General features: G+C 66.3%; 19 protein-coding genes. 12 read left to right on the top strand and 7 right to left on the bottom strand.

Annotated features, from left to right (window positions below):
* Positions 1 to 282: 282 nt before the first annotated feature.
* On the bottom strand, positions 283 to 1,842 hold the full coding sequence (dnaA, locus tag BN4348_RS54745; RefSeq protein WP_066917050.1) for a chromosomal replication initiator protein DnaA: 1,560 nt from the start codon (positions 1,840 to 1,842) through the stop codon (positions 283 to 285).
* 580 nt (positions 1,843 to 2,422) lie between these two features.
* On the opposite strand from dnaA, the gene rpmH reads away from it, so the two are divergent.
* The 9 genes from rpmH (at position 2,423) to BN4348_RS54700 (ending at position 8,831) form a co-directional block, all read left to right on the top strand.
* Entirely contained in the window at positions 2,423 to 2,566 is a 144-nt protein-coding gene (gene rpmH, locus BN4348_RS54740; RefSeq protein WP_077100535.1) for a 50S ribosomal protein L34, read from the top strand.
* Positions 2,567 to 2,589: 23 nt separating this feature from the next.
* Entirely contained in the window at positions 2,590 to 2,946 is a 357-nt protein-coding gene (rnpA, locus tag BN4348_RS54735) for a ribonuclease P protein component (RefSeq protein WP_084454576.1), read from the top strand.
* The gene (gene yidD, locus BN4348_RS54730; RefSeq protein ID WP_096866223.1) at positions 2,943 to 3,248 is read left to right on the top strand and encodes a membrane protein insertion efficiency factor YidD; all 306 of its coding nucleotides are present in this window, start codon (positions 2,943 to 2,945) and stop codon (positions 3,246 to 3,248) included. Before rnpA ends, yidD begins: the two co-directional genes overlap by 4 nt.
* A complete protein-coding gene (gene yidC / locus BN4348_RS54725; protein WP_066917048.1) occupies positions 3,232 to 4,356 on the top strand; it encodes a membrane protein insertase YidC in 1,125 nt (374 codons plus the stop codon). The genes yidD and yidC overlap by 17 nt, the downstream gene beginning before the upstream one ends.
* A 78-nt stretch (positions 4,357 to 4,434) precedes the next feature.
* Positions 4,435 to 5,010, top strand: coding sequence for a Jag family protein (locus tag BN4348_RS54720; RefSeq protein ID WP_066917047.1), 576 nt, complete (start codon positions 4,435 to 4,437; stop codon positions 5,008 to 5,010).
* An 84-nt stretch (positions 5,011 to 5,094) separates the two neighbouring features.
* Entirely contained in the window at positions 5,095 to 5,832 is a 738-nt protein-coding gene (gene rsmG, locus BN4348_RS54715; protein WP_066917139.1) for a 16S rRNA (guanine(527)-N(7))-methyltransferase RsmG, read from the top strand.
* A complete protein-coding gene (locus tag BN4348_RS54710) occupies positions 5,727 to 6,782 on the top strand; it encodes a ParA family protein (protein ID WP_084454574.1) in 1,056 nt (351 codons plus the stop codon). The genes rsmG and BN4348_RS54710 overlap by 106 nt, the downstream gene beginning before the upstream one ends.
* 23 nt (positions 6,783 to 6,805) lie before the next feature.
* Positions 6,806 to 7,789, top strand: coding sequence for a ParB/RepB/Spo0J family partition protein (locus BN4348_RS54705; RefSeq protein WP_066917046.1), 984 nt, complete (start codon positions 6,806 to 6,808; stop codon positions 7,787 to 7,789).
* A gap of 286 nt (positions 7,790 to 8,075) precedes the next feature.
* Positions 8,076 to 8,831 carry an acetyltransferase gene (locus tag BN4348_RS54700; protein ID WP_066917045.1) on the top strand — a complete coding sequence of 252 codons (756 nt, stop codon included), beginning with the start codon at positions 8,076 to 8,078 and terminating at the stop codon, positions 8,829 to 8,831.
* Here the strand turns inward: BN4348_RS54700 and BN4348_RS54695 are convergent.
* On the bottom strand, positions 8,828 to 10,048 hold the full coding sequence (locus BN4348_RS54695) for an N-acetylmuramoyl-L-alanine amidase (RefSeq protein ID WP_066917044.1): 1,221 nt from the start codon (positions 10,046 to 10,048) through the stop codon (positions 8,828 to 8,830). The two genes, BN4348_RS54700 and BN4348_RS54695, sit on opposite strands and share 4 nt — an antisense overlap.
* A 161-nt stretch (positions 10,049 to 10,209) precedes the next feature.
* Here BN4348_RS54695 and BN4348_RS60580 point away from each other — a divergent pair, with 161 nt between their 5' ends.
* Positions 10,210 to 10,587, top strand: a complete 378-nt coding sequence (locus BN4348_RS60580; RefSeq protein ID WP_211145771.1) for a hypothetical protein — start codon at positions 10,210 to 10,212, stop codon at positions 10,585 to 10,587.
* On the opposite strand, the gene BN4348_RS54685 is transcribed toward BN4348_RS60580, so the two are convergent.
* On the bottom strand, positions 10,584 to 11,597 hold the full coding sequence (locus BN4348_RS54685) for a P63C domain-containing protein (protein ID WP_211145770.1): 1,014 nt from the start codon (positions 11,595 to 11,597) through the stop codon (positions 10,584 to 10,586). The two genes, BN4348_RS60580 and BN4348_RS54685, sit on opposite strands and share 4 nt — an antisense overlap.
* A 131-nt stretch (positions 11,598 to 11,728) precedes the next feature.
* On the opposite strand from BN4348_RS54685, the gene BN4348_RS54680 reads away from it, so the two are divergent.
* Positions 11,729 to 12,583 (top strand): transposase, encoded by an 855-nt coding sequence (locus BN4348_RS54680; protein ID WP_066917041.1) that lies wholly within the window; start codon positions 11,729 to 11,731, stop codon positions 12,581 to 12,583.
* Between the two features lie 46 nt (positions 12,584 to 12,629).
* Positions 12,630 to 12,992, top strand: coding sequence for a hypothetical protein (locus tag BN4348_RS54675; RefSeq protein WP_066917040.1), 363 nt, complete (start codon positions 12,630 to 12,632; stop codon positions 12,990 to 12,992).
* A gap of 78 nt (positions 12,993 to 13,070) precedes the next feature.
* Here BN4348_RS54675 and trxA read toward each other — a convergent pair whose 3' ends face one another.
* From trxA to sigM, 4 genes are all read right to left on the bottom strand, one after another.
* Positions 13,071 to 13,424 (bottom strand): thioredoxin, encoded by a 354-nt coding sequence (gene trxA, locus BN4348_RS54670; RefSeq protein ID WP_066917039.1) that lies wholly within the window; start codon positions 13,422 to 13,424, stop codon positions 13,071 to 13,073.
* Positions 13,421 to 14,452: a thioredoxin-disulfide reductase gene (trxB, locus tag BN4348_RS54665; protein ID WP_066917038.1), complete on the bottom strand. Its 1,032-nt coding sequence runs from the start codon at positions 14,450 to 14,452 to the stop codon at positions 13,421 to 13,423. Before trxB ends, trxA begins: the two co-directional genes overlap by 4 nt.
* Positions 14,453 to 14,553: 101 nt before the next feature.
* Entirely contained in the window at positions 14,554 to 15,294 is a 741-nt protein-coding gene (locus BN4348_RS54660; RefSeq protein WP_066917037.1) for a hypothetical protein, read from the bottom strand.
* Complete coding sequence (sigM, locus tag BN4348_RS54655) at positions 15,287 to 15,913, bottom strand: RNA polymerase sigma factor SigM (protein WP_066917036.1); 627 nt, start codon at positions 15,911 to 15,913, stop codon at positions 15,287 to 15,289. Before sigM ends, BN4348_RS54660 begins: the two co-directional genes overlap by 8 nt.
* Between the last annotated feature and the right edge of the window lie 455 nt (positions 15,914 to 16,368).

The following is a 16,368-nucleotide window of genomic DNA, read 5'->3' as shown; positions in this document are numbered from 1 at the left end:
ACAATCTACGGAGAGATCTCAGTACTAGTAATAAGTACTGTGCATTCTGGGGACAGCGGACCTTGTCGCAGCTAGGGAAGTGGTCCGGTTGTGGATGAGTCGGTGGATAACTGTGTGCGCGGTCGGGGGCGCTGGGGATGGGCGAGCCGTGTGCATGCAAATGCGATCACTCCACCGATGTTTGGACGGGTTGTGCACAGCGGTACGCACAACAGGATGGTGTGACAGGTGTGACGGGGGAGTGAGAAGTTTCTCGGAAAAAATTTGTCAGGACCGCCGCATTCAGCGCTTGGAGCGCTGCCGGATGCGGGTGGTGAGTTCCTTGACGTGATCGAAGACCTCACGGCGCTCGGCCATCTCGGACAAGATCTTTCGCTGCGCGTACATGACGGTGGTGTGGTCGCGGCCGAACGCCTGGCCGATCTTGGGCAGCGACAAATCGGTCAGCTCGCGGCACAGATACATCGCGATTTGGCGCGACTGGGCCAGTGCCCGCGTCTTGCCCGGGCCGCGTAACTCCTCGACGGTGGTGTCGAAGTACTCGGCAGTGGCGGCCATGATCGTCGCGGCGCTGATTTGCATGGTGCTGGCGTCGGCGATCAGGTCGCGAAGCACAATTTCCGCCAAAGCCTTATTGATCGGGGTCTTGTTCAAGGACGCGAACGCGGTCACCCGGATCAGCGCCCCTTCGAGCTCGCGGATGTTGCGCTCGATGCTGCTGGCGATCAGTTCGAGGACGTCGTCGGGTACGGCCAGCCGTTCCATCTGCGCCTTCTTGCGCAGAATGGCGATGCGGGTCTCCAGTTCCGGAGGCTGCACGTCGGTGATCAGGCCCCATTCGAACCGGGTCCGGAGCCGGTCTTCGAGTGTGGCGAGTTGCTTGGGCGGCCGGTCAGACGAGATGACGATCTGTTTGTTGGCGTTATGCAGCGTGTTGAAGGTATGGAAGAACTCTTCCTGGATACCTTCTTTGCCCTCGATGAACTGGATGTCGTCCACCAGGAGGACGTCGACGTCGCGGTAACTGCGTTTGAACGCGACCTTACGGTCGTCGCGCAGCGAGTTGATGAAGTCGTTGGTGAATTCCTCGGTCGAGACGTACTTGACGCGCATGCCGGGGAACAGCCGCTGCGCGTAGTTGCCGGCGGCGTGTAGCAAGTGGGTCTTGCCGAGGCCGGATTCTCCCCAGATGAACAAAGGGTTGTAAGCGCGGGCCGGGGCTTCGGCGATGGCCAGGGCTGCGGCGTGCGCGAACCTGTTCGAGGCGCCGATGACGAACGTGTCGAAGGTGTATCGGCGGTTGAGGCTGGTTCCGCCGGCGATGGCCGGGTCGGCCGTGTGCGGACGTTCCGTGAAATAGTTCGGCCAGCTCTGCTCGGCGCCGATCTCACCGTTTTCGTCACCCTCGTCACCCTCGTCGACGTCGATCGACATGTCGATGACCGAATCGTCGACCTGAGCGAGGGGTTGGTCGTCGTGGGCGGGCGGGAAGGGCTCCGCTGCGGTGAAGGCGGCGTCCTCGACGTCGTCCGCGGGCGGGGTGATGCGTACCCCGAGCTGGATCTGCTGACCGAGCCGGCGGCTCAGCGCGTCGGTGATCGGCGCACGTAGGTGGCGTTCGATCTCGTTCTGCACGAAGCTGCTCGGCACCGACAACAGGGCAAATCCCTCGACGATGGTGAGCGGCTGGACGAGGTTGAGCCACGCCCTTTGCTGAGGGGTCAGTGGGGTGGCGAGGGCGGTGCGATTGGTGGCCATTCCCTCCGCGGCCGAGTCGCCGTTGAGCTCGGAGACGACCGCGTTCCAAACTGTTGTGAATCCTGAACCGGGGTCATCGGTCAACGACGTAATCTCCCTGGCTCTCGCAGATCCCGGGTCGAGGGGCAGCCACGCTTGGTGACGAAACAACTGTCCACATAGTTATCCACAGGTGTGGACAGGATGATCGTAAACGAGCCGCAGCCTACCGGCGACAGCCCGTGATCTCCGCGCTGATGACAACCCGTGCAGGTCGCCTAGACAGCTAGTCGATCCGCCATCCTCGCTTCGTCGTCGAGCGCCGCTCCACTCTGAAACGGCATTGCCCGAAGCTAACAGTTTTCCGTTCGGCTGCCAACAGTTCTGCTGCATTCCAATCGGCCTCTTTAGGGTTATCTGACCCTGCTTGTTGCGTGTTGTCCTATGGTGCCGCACGGACGTGTTCGAGAACTTGCGTTTTCGCGGATGTGTGAGTTGGGTCCGTTGCGGGAGACCAAGTTTGACCCAGCGAATCCGCGTCAGTACCCTCAAACAGTCGCCCGAAAGTCGGCGATACGGCTGCGACCCGGACAAAGCTCGGGGACCGCGCCGGCCAGCAGCAAGACCCACCTCCGACTGCCTCGCGGACGAATGCGGCCGGATGGTTCGAGACGAGGAGAACGCCGTGGCCAAGGGCAAGCGGACCTTCCAGCCGAATAACCGGCGCCGAGCCCGCGTGCATGGCTTCCGCTTGCGGATGCGCACCCGCGCCGGGCGATCGATCGTCTCCAGCCGGCGCCGCAAAGGCCGCCGCGCGTTGACTGCCTGATCGCAACGTCGGGTTCTTCAGCGGTGCTTCCCGCACGCAACCGCATGAGGCGGTCAACGGAGTTTGACGCCGCGGTGAAGTATGGCGTGCGCGCGGCGCAGCCTGATGTCGTCGTGCATGTGCGACGCGAGTCCGGGGACGACACGGGTCCCCGCGTCGGCCTGATCATCGCCAAGACCGTCGGATCGGCCGTGGAGCGCCATCGGGTGGCGCGCCGGCTGCGTCATGTCGCGCGAACCATGCTGGGAGATCTCCAGCGATCCGACCGGGTGGTGATCCGGGCGCTGCCGAGCAGTCGCCAGGTGTCATCCGCGCGGCTGGAGCAACAGCTGCGGCGCGGCTTGCGGCGCGCCCTCGAGTCGGCGGGAACCGGCCGGTGAAGCGCGCGGCGCGAGGACTGATCTTCCTGATTCAGCTGTACCGGCACATGGTGTCACCGCTGCGCCCGGCGACATGCCGCTTCATGCCAACCTGCAGCCAGTACGCCGTCGACGCTCTGACCGAATACGGATTGATCCGGGGCAGTTGGTTGGCCGCAGCCAGGCTCGCCAAATGCGGCCCGTGGCATCGGGGAGGATGGGATCCGATACCGGATCGACACGCATGCCGAGCGAGCTTCGAAGGCGCCGGCGCCGCGGGGGACCCCGCGCCGGAGCAACGGGAGAGTGAATCTTTTGTTTGATTTCTTCAGCCTCGACATCATCTACTACCCGGTGTCGTGGATCATGTGGGCCTGGTACAAGTTGTTCGCGGCGTTGCTCGGGCCGTCGAACTTCTTCGCCTGGGCCTTGTCGGTGATGTTCCTGGTGTTCAGCCTGCGGGCCCTGCTGTACAAGCCGTTCGTGCGCCAGATTCGTACCACCCGGCAGATGCAGGAGCTGCAGCCACAGATCAAGGCGCTGCAAAAGAAGTACTCCAAAGACCGCCAGCGCATGGCGCTCGAGATGCAGAAGCTGCAACGCGAGCACGGCTTCAACCCGATCCTCGGCTGCCTGCCGATGCTGGCACAGATCCCGGTGTTCCTCGGGCTGTATCACGTCTTGCGGTCGTTCAACCGCACGACCGGCGGCTTCGGCCAGCCGCATCTGTCGGTGGCCCAGAACCGGGCGACGGGCAACTATTTCTTCAGCCCGACCGATGTGGCGCACTTCCTGGATGCCAATCTTTTCGGCGCGCCGATCGGCGCCTTCATGACGCAACACGCCGGATTGGACGCCTTCACCCACTTCAGCCGCCCGGCGGTGATCGCGGTGGGCGCCCCGGTGATGATCCTGGCGGGCGTCGCGACCTACTTCAACAGCCGCGCGTCGGTGGCGCGCCAGAGCCCGGAGGCCGCCGCCAACCCGCAGACGGCGATGATGAACAAGCTGGCACTGTATGTGTTTCCGCTCGGCGTCGTCGTCGGCGGACCGTTCCTTCCGCTCGCCATCATCCTGTACTGGTTCGCGAACAACATCTGGACGTTCGCGCAGCAGCACTACGTGTTCGGCATGATCGAAAAAGAGGACGAGGCCAAGAGGCAGGAAGTCGTTGAGCGGCGGGCAGCCAACGCGCCCGCGCCGGGCGCCAAACCGAAGCGCAACCCGAAGGCCTCGGCGGCGAGCGGCAACGGCTCCGCGGCTCGGAACGACGATGGTGCGGACTCGGATTCCGGGGGATCCGCCGGCGGTGCCACCGAAGCGGGGACGGCCACGGCCGAACCGGACAAGCCGAGCGCGGCGGGACGCAACGACGGGCCAACCAACCGCACCCCGCGACCCGGGGCGCGACCGAAGAAGCGGAAACGCTGACGCGGCGCCAGAGCTTAAGGGGACCCCGGGCGAGTGACCCGACTGGACGGGAACCCTGGATGAGGGAGAGAAAACGAGATGACAGACGCCGAAACGACCGAACGCGACGTTGACGCGGAGCTCGACACGCAAGCGCCGGCCCCAGAGGACGAGGCGGCGGCCGAAGGCGGTGCCGAGCAAGTCGACGACCTGGAGGACCGCCTGGTTGCCGAGGGGGAGATCGCCGGTGACTATCTCGAGGAGCTGCTGGACCTCTTGGACTTCGACGGCGACATCGATCTTGACGTCGAGGGGGACCGCGCCGTCGTGAGCATCGACGGCAGCAGCGACCTCAACAAGTTGGTCGGCCGCGGCGGTGAGGTGCTGGACGCCCTGCAGGAGCTGACCCGGCTGGCGGTGCACCAGAAGACGGGTGTGCGGAGCCGCTTGATGCTCGACATCGCGAGCTGGCGGCGGCGGCGCCGCGAGGAGCTCGCCGCGCTGGGCGACAAGGTGGCACGGCGGGTGCTGAACACCGGCGAACGCGAGGAGCTTTCTCCGATGACGCCGTTCGAACGCAAGATCGTTCACGATGCCGTGGCCGCGGTGCCGGGGGTGCACAGCGAGAGTGAGGGGCAGGAACCTTCCCGACGGGTCGTCGTCCTGCTCGACTAGCCCGCCAAGTCACAGCCGTGTAATTCAGGCGACCCGGACCGCCCCCAGGGATCGAGGATGTTTCACGTGAAACAAGAAGACGGGATGTTTCACGTGAAACATGGCGATAGGGAGGCGGCCGGGGGAGTGTCCGCGTCGGCGCCGGGTCCGGGATCGGTCGGCGAGGCCGCGGAGAACGTTTTCGGTCCGCGGATGGATACCGCGCGAAGGTACGTGGAACTGCTCGCCGGCCCCGGGGTGGAGCGAGGGCTCCTCGGGCCCCGGGAGGTCAGCCGGCTGTGGGATCGCCACCTATTGAACAGTGCCGCGGCCGGTGAACTCATCGAGTCGGGTGCGCGGGTGATCGACGTCGGCAGCGGGGCCGGGCTGCCGGGGATACCGCTGGCGATCGCGCGGCCCGACCTCGAGGTGGTGCTCCTGGAGCCGATGTTGCGGCGGAGCGAGTTTCTCCTCGAGGCGGTGGCCGAACTAGGGTTGGCGGTCGAGGTGGTGCGCGGCCGCGCCGAGGAGCCCTGGGTGCGCGAGCAGTTCGGGGCCCGGGACGTCGCGGTGTCGCGAGCGGTCGCACCGCTGGACAAGTTGACGAAGTGGAGCATCCCGTTGGTACGGCTCGATGGGCGGATGGTCGCCATCAAGGGGGAGCGCGCTCCCGAGGAAGTGGAAGCCCACCGGCGTGTGATGGCGGCATCGGGCGCCGTGGATGTCAGGGTGGTCACATGTGGCGCGAACTATTTGCGTCCGCCGTCAACCGTGGTGTTAGCGCGACGCGGAAAGCGGCCGCGCCCAAAACCGGGCCGCATGGCAGACAGGGGGACACGGTGAGTTCTCCGACCAATTGGTCCGGCGGTCCGCCGCCGGCACCGAGCTCGGCCGACGCCGCGGCGGAGCCCAGCCATGTTTCACGTGAAACATCGGCCGAATTCGACACACCGATCGGCGCCGCCGCCGAGCGTGCGATGCGGGTCCTACACACGGCCTACCCGCCGCTGCGCCGCCCGGCGCACCGACGGCTGTTCACCGTCGCCAACCAGAAAGGCGGCGTGGGGAAGACCACGACCGCCGTCAACCTCGCGGCCGCGCTGGCCGTGCAGGGACTCAAGACCCTCGTCATCGACCTCGATCCCCAGGGCAACGCGAGCACGGCCCTCGGCATCCACGATCGGCAGGCAGGCACGCCGTCGTCGTACGAAGTTCTCATCGGCGAGGTGTCGCTACGAGAGGCGTTGCGGCCGAGCCCCCACAGCGCGCGGCTGTTTTGCGTGCCGGCGACCATCGATCTGGCCGGCGCCGAGATCGAGTTGGTCAGCATGGTCGCGCGCGAGAACCGCCTACGCACCGCCCTGGCCGAGCTCGACCAGTTCGACTTCGACTACGTCTTCATCGACTGCCCGCCGTCGCTCGGGCTGCTGACGATCAACGCACTGGTGGCCGCGCCCGAGGTGATGATCCCGATCCAGTGTGAGTACTACGCGCTGGAGGGCGTGTCACAGCTGATGCGCAATATCGAGATGGTGAAGGCCCACCTGAATCCCCTACTGGATGTGACGACCGTCATCCTGACGATGTACGACGGGCGGACCAAGCTGGCCGACCAGGTCGCCGAAGAGGTCCGCCGGTACTTCGGAACCAAGGTGCTGCGCACGGTGATCCCGCGCAGCGTGAAGGTGTCGGAGGCGCCCGGCTACAGCATGACGATCATCGATTACGACCCCGGTTCCCGGGGGGCGATGAGTTACCTCGACGCGAGTCGCGAGCTCGCCGAACGCGATTGACCACCATCCGTGAAGGGACGACCATGACGCAGCCGTTACGCAAGAAGGGCGGCCTCGGCCGGGGCCTTGCTTCGCTGATCCCCACCGGTCCAGCGGAAGGCGACTCCGGCCCGGCCACACTGGGCCCGCGGATGGGCGACGCCGCCGCCGACGTGCTGATCGGCGGACCGGCTCAGAACGCCGCGTCGGTGGGCGCGGTCTACCGGGAGATCGCGCCGGCCGACATCGAGCGCAACCCACGCCAGCCCCGGCAGGTGTTCGACGAGGAGGCACTGTCCGAGCTGGTGCACTCCATCCGCGAGTTCGGGCTGCTGCAGCCGATCGTGGTCCGGCCGGTGAGCGGAACCCCGGGCGGCCCGCGGTACCAAATCGTGATGGGGGAGCGGCGGTGGCGCGCCGCCCAGGAAGCGGGCCTGGCCGCCATCCCGGCCATCGTGCGCGAAACCGGCGACGACGATCTGCTGCGCGACGCCCTGCTCGAGAACATCCATCGGGTACAGCTGAACCCCTTGGAGGAGGCGGCGGCCTACCAGCAGCTGCTCGACGAATTCGGCGTCACCCACGACGAGCTGGCGTCCCGCATCGGCCGGTCGCGGCCGCTGATCACCAACATGATCCGGTTGCTGAAGCTCCCGATCCCGGTGCAGCGACGGGTCGCGGCGGGCGTCCTGTCCGCCGGCCACGCCCGGGCGCTGCTGTCCCTAGACGGCGGTCCGGAGGCGCAGGAGGAGCTGGCCAGCCGGATCGTCGCCGAGGGCTTGTCGGTGCGGGCCACCGAGGAGGCGGTCACCCTGGCCAACCGCGGGGACGCGACCACCCCGGCGCCCCAACGCCGCAAGCCAATTCAGATGCCCGGACTTCAGGACGTTGCTGACCGGCTATCCAACACCTTCGATACCCGGGTGACGGTCAGCCTGGGCAAACGGAAGGGACGGATCGTGGTCGAGTTCGGCTCGGTGGAGGACCTCCAGCGAATCGTCGACGTGATGACCCCGCCCAAGGCATGACCGCGTACCCGGTGTAATTACGTCACTGTGACGCCACGCGGGTTTCGAGGCCGAATTGAGACCCAAATGAGCCGTTGCCGACACCGCCTCCACGCAGAATTCATATGCGCCACAACACCTTTCGCCATTTCGCCGGCCGTGTCGTGATGCGCGGGAGTGTTCGCCTGCCCGCCTCAAGTGGCGCGGAAAACACTGGTCGTACGGCGACAAACTCTCCTATCCTGGAGAGGTTGCTGATGGCGCCAAAATGTGGCGGCCGCAGTACCGGACGGAAGCCAGGAGGCTAGTGTCTGCTCGAATCACGCCGCTGCGGCTCGAGGCTTTCGAGCAGCTTCCCAAGCATGCGCGACGCTGCGTGTTCTGGGAGGTCGATCCCGCGACGCTGGGTAACCAAGACCACCTCGCCGACCCCGAATTCGAAAAAGAAGCCTGGCTGTCGATGGTGATGCTGGAGTGGGGCTCATGCGGTCAGGTCGCGACGGCGATTCCGGACGAGCGCAGCCACGCCGAACCGCCGTGCCTGGGCTACGTCCTGTACGCGCCGCCGCGCGCGGTGCCGCGGGCGCAGCGCTTTCCCACGGCGCCGGTGTCCGCCGACGCCGTGCTGCTGACGTCAATGAACATCGAGCCGGGGCAGGCCTCCGACGATCTGCCGCACGGACTCATCGCCCGCGTCATCGATGAGCTGGTGCGGCGCGGCGTGCGTGCGTTGGAGGCTTTCGGGCGCACACCGGCGGCCTCCGAGTTGCAGGATCCGCGACTGGTGGACCCCGATGTGCGGCCGGTGCTGGAGGCCCTGGGCGATTGCTCGGTGGAGCACTGCATCATCGACGCGGAGTTCCTGAAGGACGTGGGATTCGTTGTGGTGGCACCACATCCATACTTCCCACGGCTGCGGCTGGAGTTGGACAAGGGCCTGGGCTGGAAAGCCGAGGTCGAGGCGGCGCTGGAGCGCCTGCTGTCCAGTGCCCAGCTGCAGGAACCCGTCGGGGCGGGCTCCGCTAGCGCATCAAATACGTTGCAGATCAACGGGAGCGGTTAAGAACCGCCCAGCCGGGAGGCCCGCTCCACCGACAACTCGTGAGCCAGCAGTTCGGCGAAGGTAAAGGTGCCCGTGGGCCGGTCGTTCTTGCCGAGCAGGTAGAGGCGCTTGACCGCGGCGAGGATGCCCTCGGCGATGGCGTCTCGGGTCTGCGTCGAGATCAGCATCGCCTGGTCACGCGGATTGGTGATGTAGCCGACGTCGACTTGAACGGTCGGCATCCGGGTCAGCCGCAGGAGGTCCCACGTCCGGCCATGCGTGCGGCAATCCCGTAATCCGGTGCGAGCCACCACTTCTCGCTGAATGAAGTCGGCGAGGTTGCGGCCGATGGTCGAGACCGAACCGTGCGCGTTGCCGAAGTGAAAGGAGGCCACGCCGTTGGCCGCGGGGCTGCGCTGGGATTCGCAGCGCAGGCTGATCATCAGGTCCGCGCCGACGTTATTCGCCGTGGTGGCCCGCTCGGCGTCCGACGGGCTGCGATTGGTCGGCCGGGATAGGAAGGTTTCCATGCCGATGGCGGTCATCCGTCCCTCGAGTCGGCTCGCCAAGTCCCACAACACATCTGCTTCGCTGACAGGTCCGGTCGGCCCCTGCATGATCAGACCGTGGTCGGCGCCGCCGCGGCCCGGATCGATAATGATGCGCTTGCCCGACAGTTTGGGCCCGGACCGGCGGACCAGCTCTTCCTCGCGGATCGCGTGCGGTGAGCCGCCGGTGACGCGCGAGCTCAAAAAGTACAAGGAGCGCAAGGTTTCCGGGCCGCAGATGCCGTCGGCGGCCAGGCCGTACTCGCGCTGGTATGACATCAAAGCGTTGTGGGTCTGCAGGCCGAAGTGGCCGTCGACCAGGCCGGTGTAGAAACCGAGGTCCTGCAGCCGCGCTTGCAGGGTGGCGACGTCGTCGCCGTAGAGGGGAGCACCGAATTGGTGATACAGCGTGCGCGCGCCCAGCCGGTACGAGGCCTCCTTCAGCGCGCGGTAGGTGGCGTCGCCGACGATGCCATCTACCAGCAGCCCGCGATTCTGCTGGAAAGCGCGCACCGCCTGGTCGAGCTCGGCGTCAAAGACCTCGAGGGCCACATGCCGGCCGGTCGTCATGTCTTCGTCGGGGTTGTCCAGCATTCCCAGCGCGGCCAGCGTAGCCCGAATCTCGGTCACGGCAGCGCTGCGGTCACCACAGCGCAGCGCGTCGCCGTCTTCACGGCGCGGACTCGGCATACCAAGGGCCCTCCGGGACAAGGCTGAACACGGGCAACAGCTAGCCGTTATTGTCGCAGACGCTTCTCAATTTTCGGAAAACCCCAGGCTGGGCGGTAGTGGGTCAGTTTGAAGCGATGTAATTCGTCGGGTCGCGTAGTCCTGGTGGGATGATGGATGGCATGCCTGATCGCTCAAGAAAGCGTCCGCGTGACCTGAACGCGCTGGCCGCGTCCATCGTGGCCGATGCCACCGACGAGACACCAGACGGGTACACCTACCGTGTCGAGTGGTCAGCCGAGGACAACGAGTGGGTCGGGCTATGTGCCGAGCTCCCGTCGCTGTCGTGGCTGGACCCAGACAAGGCGAAGGCACTCGCTGGCATTGAACGTCTGGTGCAGAACGTCGTCGCGGGCAAAGACCCAGCGGCGGTTGCGCTGGGCCGCAAAGGCGGCCTGAAGGGCGGCCGCGCCCGGGCCGACAGGCTGACCGCCGGGCAGCGGTCAGAGATCGCCAAGAAGGCCGCGGCTGCCCGGTGGAAAGGCACTGGGCAGTCCTAGAGGCCGGTCCCGTCGTCGTCGGAAAACGGGAGGGGCAGCGTCTCGCCGTATCGGGGGTGCAGCATGTTGAGCTTGTCCATAAAGTCCGGCCAGTCTTTGCTGAGCTTCATCACGGTGACGACTGACCCGAGGTGTTCACGCAGGCGCGGGTAGCCGTGATTGGTCGTTAACCGCTGAAAGTACCGGTGCTTAGTGCGGCCCTTGTCGTCTCGCGGCGTGACGCGGCGCAGTTCGTCGAGGACGCCAGGAGCCAAACGCTTGTAGACAATGTCGTTGGTCAGATGCCCGAAATACGCGGGCTTGTTCACCGACCCGTTGGGGTATTTGATCCCGCGCAGCCGGAAGATTTCACGGTAGAAATCATCAGGGAACGTGCGCACCCATTTCTGGAGTTCTTTCTCGATGTACTGCTCCAGGATGGTGGCGAGGGCGTCACGCGCGCGGACATCTTGGTAGCCGGTGGCCTCATCGACCAGGGCGATGATGCCGACGGTGGCGAATGCGCGCATCAGGATCTCGGCCTGGATCGCGAACCGTTTCTGGTTGGGTGCCAAGGTGTTGGCATCGCGCGCCTTGAGATAGACCTCGCACACCTGCGGGAGAAGCTCCGCACGGTAGCCGTAGGCGCGCAAACCACTGCGGGTACGGAATACGATGGGCTGCGCGGCGGCGAGCAGCTCGTCGGTGACGAACGGGGCGAATGCTTGGCCCTGCAACATCGGCGGCGTTTCTGAGGTGCGTACACCAGCGCGGCGGTGCCGACCCAGCGCGGTGAGGAAGCCGGCTTGGGATAGAACGCGCGTCTGGTCCTCAAGGACATAGGCGTCGATCTCGAAGTCGGCCAGCTTGATCGGCTTGCTTTCTGATGTGACAGCCATCGGCAATTCGTCCAGTTCCCACCGCGCGTCGGCGGCCTTCTTAGCGATGGCCTTCCGTTGCTTCGCGGTGGTCTTCTTTTTGCGGGCGTGGCCACCAGCGGCGCGGCCATCCTTCGGCGGTTCTTCGGTCACGATCTCTCCTGTCGGACTTGTAAGCATATGCTTGCACTATAGTACATCGTCGGTAGGATTGCATGCATGATCGCCACATTTGCGCATTGTCCCTATTGCTTTTACATGACCGGTCAAGCATAATAGTCACTATGGTCAACCGGCTCTCCACCGATCAGCGGGCACAGATCGTCTCCTGCCTGTGCGAGGGCATGTCCATCCGTGCAACGGTGCGGTTGACCGGGGCCGCGAAGAACACTGTGACCAAATTGCTTGTCGAGCTGGGCGCCGCGTGCGCCGAATACCAATCTGCGGCACTATTCGACTTGCCCTGCACCAACATTCAATGCGATGAGATCTGGGCGTTCTGCTACGCCAAGCAGAAGAATGTTCCCGAGGAGCACCGGGGCGAATATGGCTACGGCGACGTGTGGACGTGGACGGCCATCTGCGCCGACACCAAGTTGGTGCCCTCTTGGCTGGTGGGTGAACGCACCGCCGACGACGCCGAAGTGTTCATACGGGACTTGGCATCTCGGCTCGCCAACCGCGTCCAGCTCACCACCGACGGCCTACGCCTGTACGTGAGAGCCGTGGAGACCGCATTCCATGGGGACATCGACTACGCCATGCTCCACAAGATTTACGACGCCCCCGCCGGCGAGGGCAACGAGCGCCGCTACAGCCCCGCCGTCTGCACCGGCATCGAAATCCGCAAGGTCAACGGCAACCCCAACCTGGCCAAGGCCAGCACGTCATACGTTGAGCGCCAAAACCTCACCATGCGGATGGGGATGCGCCGTTTCACCCGCCTCACCAACGGCTTCTCCAAGAAGGTGGAGAACCTGGCGCACGCGGTCTCGCTGCACTACATGTACTACAACTTCGCCCGGTCCCACGGCACACTGACCGCCGACGCCGGTGGCCGGAAAACGACGCCCGCGATGGCCGCTGGCATCACCGACCGTGTATGGAGCTGTCGCGATATTGCCGCGCTGCTCGACTAGGAGAGAATCTGCTCGTCGCTGGCGCAATCGTGATAGCCATAGGAGTGTGATCTGCGGAATCATCGCCCTGTACGCGCTCGCCCTCTTATTGCAGTGGATCGGCGTGGGCCTCGTGGCGTTCGACATCTGGTCCGATCAAAGGGACCTCCGCGACCTGTTGAACAAAGAAGGCACCGCCGATACACAGCGAGAGGTCGTCACCAGCCCAAAGCCAGGGGTTACCGTCACCTTCGGCGGTGGAGCTGGAGCCTTCGTTGCTCAACAAGCAGCTCGCAGCCAAGCCCTCAGCGACTTCGTGAAGGGTCGCTTGAACAAGGGCTTCGAAAAACGCTGGATCGGTGTTGCCCTGCTCATTGTCGGGAGCGGCGCGGGAACCGGGGCAAGCATCTGGAGCGTGTTTCCGCGTTAAGCAGCTTCAAGCTGACCTTTTCAAACTGACCCACTACCGGCTGGGCGTGGGGCGCGGCGCGGCGCGGCAGCTAACGCCTCAGGTGAGGTTCGGCACCGCGTCGGAGAGCTCGCGCAGCAGCGCCGCCTTGCCCTTGGCGCCGACGATTCGCTTCACGGGTTGGCCGTCTTTGAACAGAATCATCGTGGGGATCGAGACCACCTGGAAGTCGCGCGCGGTCTCCGGGTTGGCATCCACGTCGAGCTTTGCGACGGTGAGCTGCCCGGCCCGCTCGCTGGCGATTTCCTCGAGCACCGGCGCGACCATCTTGCACGGTCCGCACCACGTCGCCCAAAAGTCAACCAGCACAGGCTTATCGCTTGACAACACCTCGGTGGAAAAAGACGCGTCGGAGACTTCTATTGTGGCGTGGGCCTTTTCGGCGTCGGTCATCGCGGTGCTCCAATCAATGTGTCGGTACCCTCGGCGCTTCCGGCTGTCGCGCCGTGGTGGGTCGTGTCTGTTTCGTGCTCGGCGAGCCACCGTTCGGCGTCGATGGCCGCCGCGCAGCCGCTGCCGGCGGCGGTGATGGCCTGCCGGTAGGTGCGGTCCACCAGGTCGCCGGCCGCGAACACGCCGTCCAGCGAGGTGCTCGTGGTGCGTCCCTGCACCAGCACGTAGCCGTCGGGATCCACGTCGACGACGTCGCGCACCAGGCCCGAGCGCGGCTCGTGACCGATCGCCACGAACACGCCGGTGACCGGGAGCGTCGACTCTTCGCCGGTTAGGTTGTCGCGCAGGCGCAGTCCGGTCACCGTCGTGTCGCCCTCGACGGATACCACGGCGGCGTTGGTGACGAACTTGATCTTGTCGTTGTTGCGGGCGCGGTTGAGCATGATCTTGGACGCCCGGAACTCGTCGCGGCGGTGCACAAGCGTCACACTGCTGGCGAAGCGGGTCAGGAAGAGGGCTTCTTCCATCGCCGAGTCGCCCCCACCGATGACCGCGATGTCCTGGTCGCGGAAGAAGAACCCGTCGCAGGTGGCACACGAACTCACCCCGCGGCCCAGCAACTCCTGCTCACCGGGGACCTGCAGATAGCGCGCCGCCGCACCCATGGCCAGGATGACGGCCCGGGCCCGATGGGTTTCGCCGTCGGCGGTGACGACCGACTTGACCGGCCCCGTCAGCGAGACCGATTCGACGTCTTCCATCCGCAGGTCCGCGCCGAAGCGCAGCGCCTGCTCACGCATCTCGTCCATCAGCTCCGGGCCGGTGATGCCGTCGCGAAACCCGGGGTAGTTTTCCACCTCGGTGGTGGTCATCAGTGCGCCGCCGAAAGAGGTGCCCTCGAAAACCAGGGGCTTCATCTGGGCGCGGGCCGCGTAGAGGGCCGCGGTGTACCCGGCGGGACCGGAGCCGATGACGATGACGTCGTGGATGGTGTCGTGGGTGTCGGGAGCAGGGGTAGCGGCAGTCATTCGAGCCTTTCGGGTGCGGAAGCTACGTCTACGAACGCCAGCGTAGGCGCGGGTGTTCCCCGGGTGCTGGGCACCACACTAAAGTCCGGCGGCGATCACCGCTAAGGCCGCGGTACCTGCGTGTTGGCCAGCAACCCGGTGTCGGCGGCGCTGCAATTGAGCGCCACCGCGAAGACCGCGAGGTCGTCGGGCGTGTCGCCGGGCAGGACCAGCAGCACGCCGGGGCGGGCGTTGATGTCGACCGGCCGCGCGCCGAGCACCCGGGTGGACGCCGGGTAGCCGAGCCCGCTGAGGCAGGACGCACGCAGCGAGGCGTCGCCGAGCGGGCCGTAATCGGGGCTCTTCGTCAGCAGTCCCAGGATCTCGGCCTGTGACAGCGGGATGACCATCGGCGGCGTGGAGACCGTGATGTGCTCCGCGGTGGCCGGGGTGCTGGGGGCGGGCTGGGGCGCGTTGAGCAGCGCCGCGGTGCCCACCCCGATGGCCGCGAGCACCGCCCCCACGCCGGCCACGCCGGCGGCCAGTCGGGCGGGGCGGATGCGCGGCCGGGCCGAGTGGGCGGCACCGACCCGGTCGTGGCTGTCCTCGGACTTCAGCGACGCCGAGATCCGGGCCGTCACCTGCGGCGGCACGTCGGGCGCCCATGCCGCGTCGGCGCCGAGCGTGGCCACGTCGCAGCGCACCTGGTTCAGGGCACGCAGGATGTTCTGCGCCGCCGGATCTTCGCGGACCCGTTTGCGTACGCGGGCGGCCGAATCGTCGTCGAGCAGACCGGCCTGCAGGTCGGCCAGCAGCTCGACCGTCAGGGGCGGCTCGGCGGCATCCTGGTCGGGTTCACCCATCCGCCCCAGTGTCCGTTATGCGCGGCTTGACGGCCATGGGTGGGGCCAGGTCGGGGCCGGCGTTGAGGTAGCCGAGCAACTCGGCGAGGCGGACCCGGGCGCGGGAGCATCGACTCTTGACGGTGCCCTCGGCGACGCCCAGCAGCGCGGCGGTGTCGGCGACCGAGTACCCCTGCATGTCGACGGCCACCACCGCCGCCCGTTGCTCGACGGGTAGGCGCATCAAGGCCCGGTGCACCACGATGGCCGTCTCGACCTGTGCCGTGCGATCGGCGACTGGATAGACGTCCTCCAGCGGGGCGGTCGGGTGGGCCCTGGTGCGGCGCAGCCGGTCCAGGCAGGCGTTGACCACGATGCGGTGCAGCCAGCTCCCGACCGCCGCGTCGTGCCGGAACGATCCGGCGCCGCGGTGCGCCGAGAGCATCGCGTCCTGCAGCGCGTCTTCGGCGTCCTCGCGGGTGCGGGTGGTGAGTCGGGCCAGGCGGTGCAGTTGGCGTTGGTGGCGGTGGAACAGCTCGTCGAAGGCGCGGCGATCGCCGGCGACGTGGGCGGCCAGCAGCTCGGCGTCAGTGCGTTCGCCCTGGCTCTTACCCTCGAATTCCCCGCCCCCGAGACCCACGGCCGGACAGTAACCAATCGGGGGTCGCGCGGCACTTCACCAGAGCAGGATCTGTGAGCGCCGTCAGGAGGCCGCCTGAACGGTGATCTCCTGAATGCTGGCCTGGCTCTTGCCATTGGTGGTGCCCAGGGTGGAGATCCACACCAGCAGGTACGACGTCGGCGAGCCGGCCCGCACCGGGATGACGTTGTGGCCGGGCTTGAGCGGGAAGGCCGGCGCGAGCACGGTGGTGTCCTCCAGCCGCGACGGCGAGCCCGTCGACGCCGAGCGAATCTCGACCTTGGTGCCGGTGCTGGGCGTGTCGATGGTGACCTGGCCGACCACGGTGGGATTCGGCAACTGCAGCATGAGCCCTTCGCCCTGCTTGAAGCTGGGGAACGGGACGGCGTCGGTGTAGATCTCGCTCGACCAGGCGGTCGAGGGGTCGCCGTCGATCGCCTGCCCGGCCTGCCCGG

Source organism: Mycobacterium interjectum (genome assembly GCF_900078675.2).
In the GTDB taxonomy this organism is placed as follows: Bacteria; Actinomycetota; Actinomycetes; order Mycobacteriales; family Mycobacteriaceae; genus Mycobacterium; species Mycobacterium interjectum.
This window is presented reverse-complemented; position numbering and strand designations above follow the sequence as displayed.

Bases quoted from the DNA above. Each gene is read 5' to 3' on its own strand.
- BN4348_RS54710 (WP_084454574.1), top strand. From the start codon at position 5,727: ATGTGGCGCGAACTATTTGCGTCCGCCGTCAACCGTGGTGTTAGCGCG.
- trxA (WP_066917039.1), bottom strand. From the start codon at position 13,424: ATGACCGACGCCGAAAAGGCCCACGCCACAATAGAAGTCTCCGACGCG.
- rsmG (WP_066917139.1), top strand. From the start codon at position 5,095: ATGTTTCACGTGAAACATGGCGATAGGGAGGCGGCCGGGGGAGTGTCC.
- BN4348_RS60580 (WP_211145771.1), top strand. From the start codon at position 10,210: ATGCCTGATCGCTCAAGAAAGCGTCCGCGTGACCTGAACGCGCTGGCC.
- BN4348_RS54720 (WP_066917047.1), top strand. From the start codon at position 4,435: ATGACAGACGCCGAAACGACCGAACGCGACGTTGACGCGGAGCTCGAC.
- trxB (WP_066917038.1), bottom strand. From the start codon at position 14,452: ATGACTGCCGCTACCCCTGCTCCCGACACCCACGACACCATCCACGAC.
- BN4348_RS54680 (WP_066917041.1), top strand. From the start codon at position 11,729: ATGGTCAACCGGCTCTCCACCGATCAGCGGGCACAGATCGTCTCCTGC.
- BN4348_RS54695 (WP_066917044.1), bottom strand. From the start codon at position 10,048: ATGCCGAGTCCGCGCCGTGAAGACGGCGACGCGCTGCGCTGTGGTGAC.
- BN4348_RS54705 (WP_066917046.1), top strand. From the start codon at position 6,806: ATGACGCAGCCGTTACGCAAGAAGGGCGGCCTCGGCCGGGGCCTTGCT.
- BN4348_RS54660 (WP_066917037.1), bottom strand. From the start codon at position 15,294: ATGGGTGAACCCGACCAGGATGCCGCCGAGCCGCCCCTGACGGTCGAG.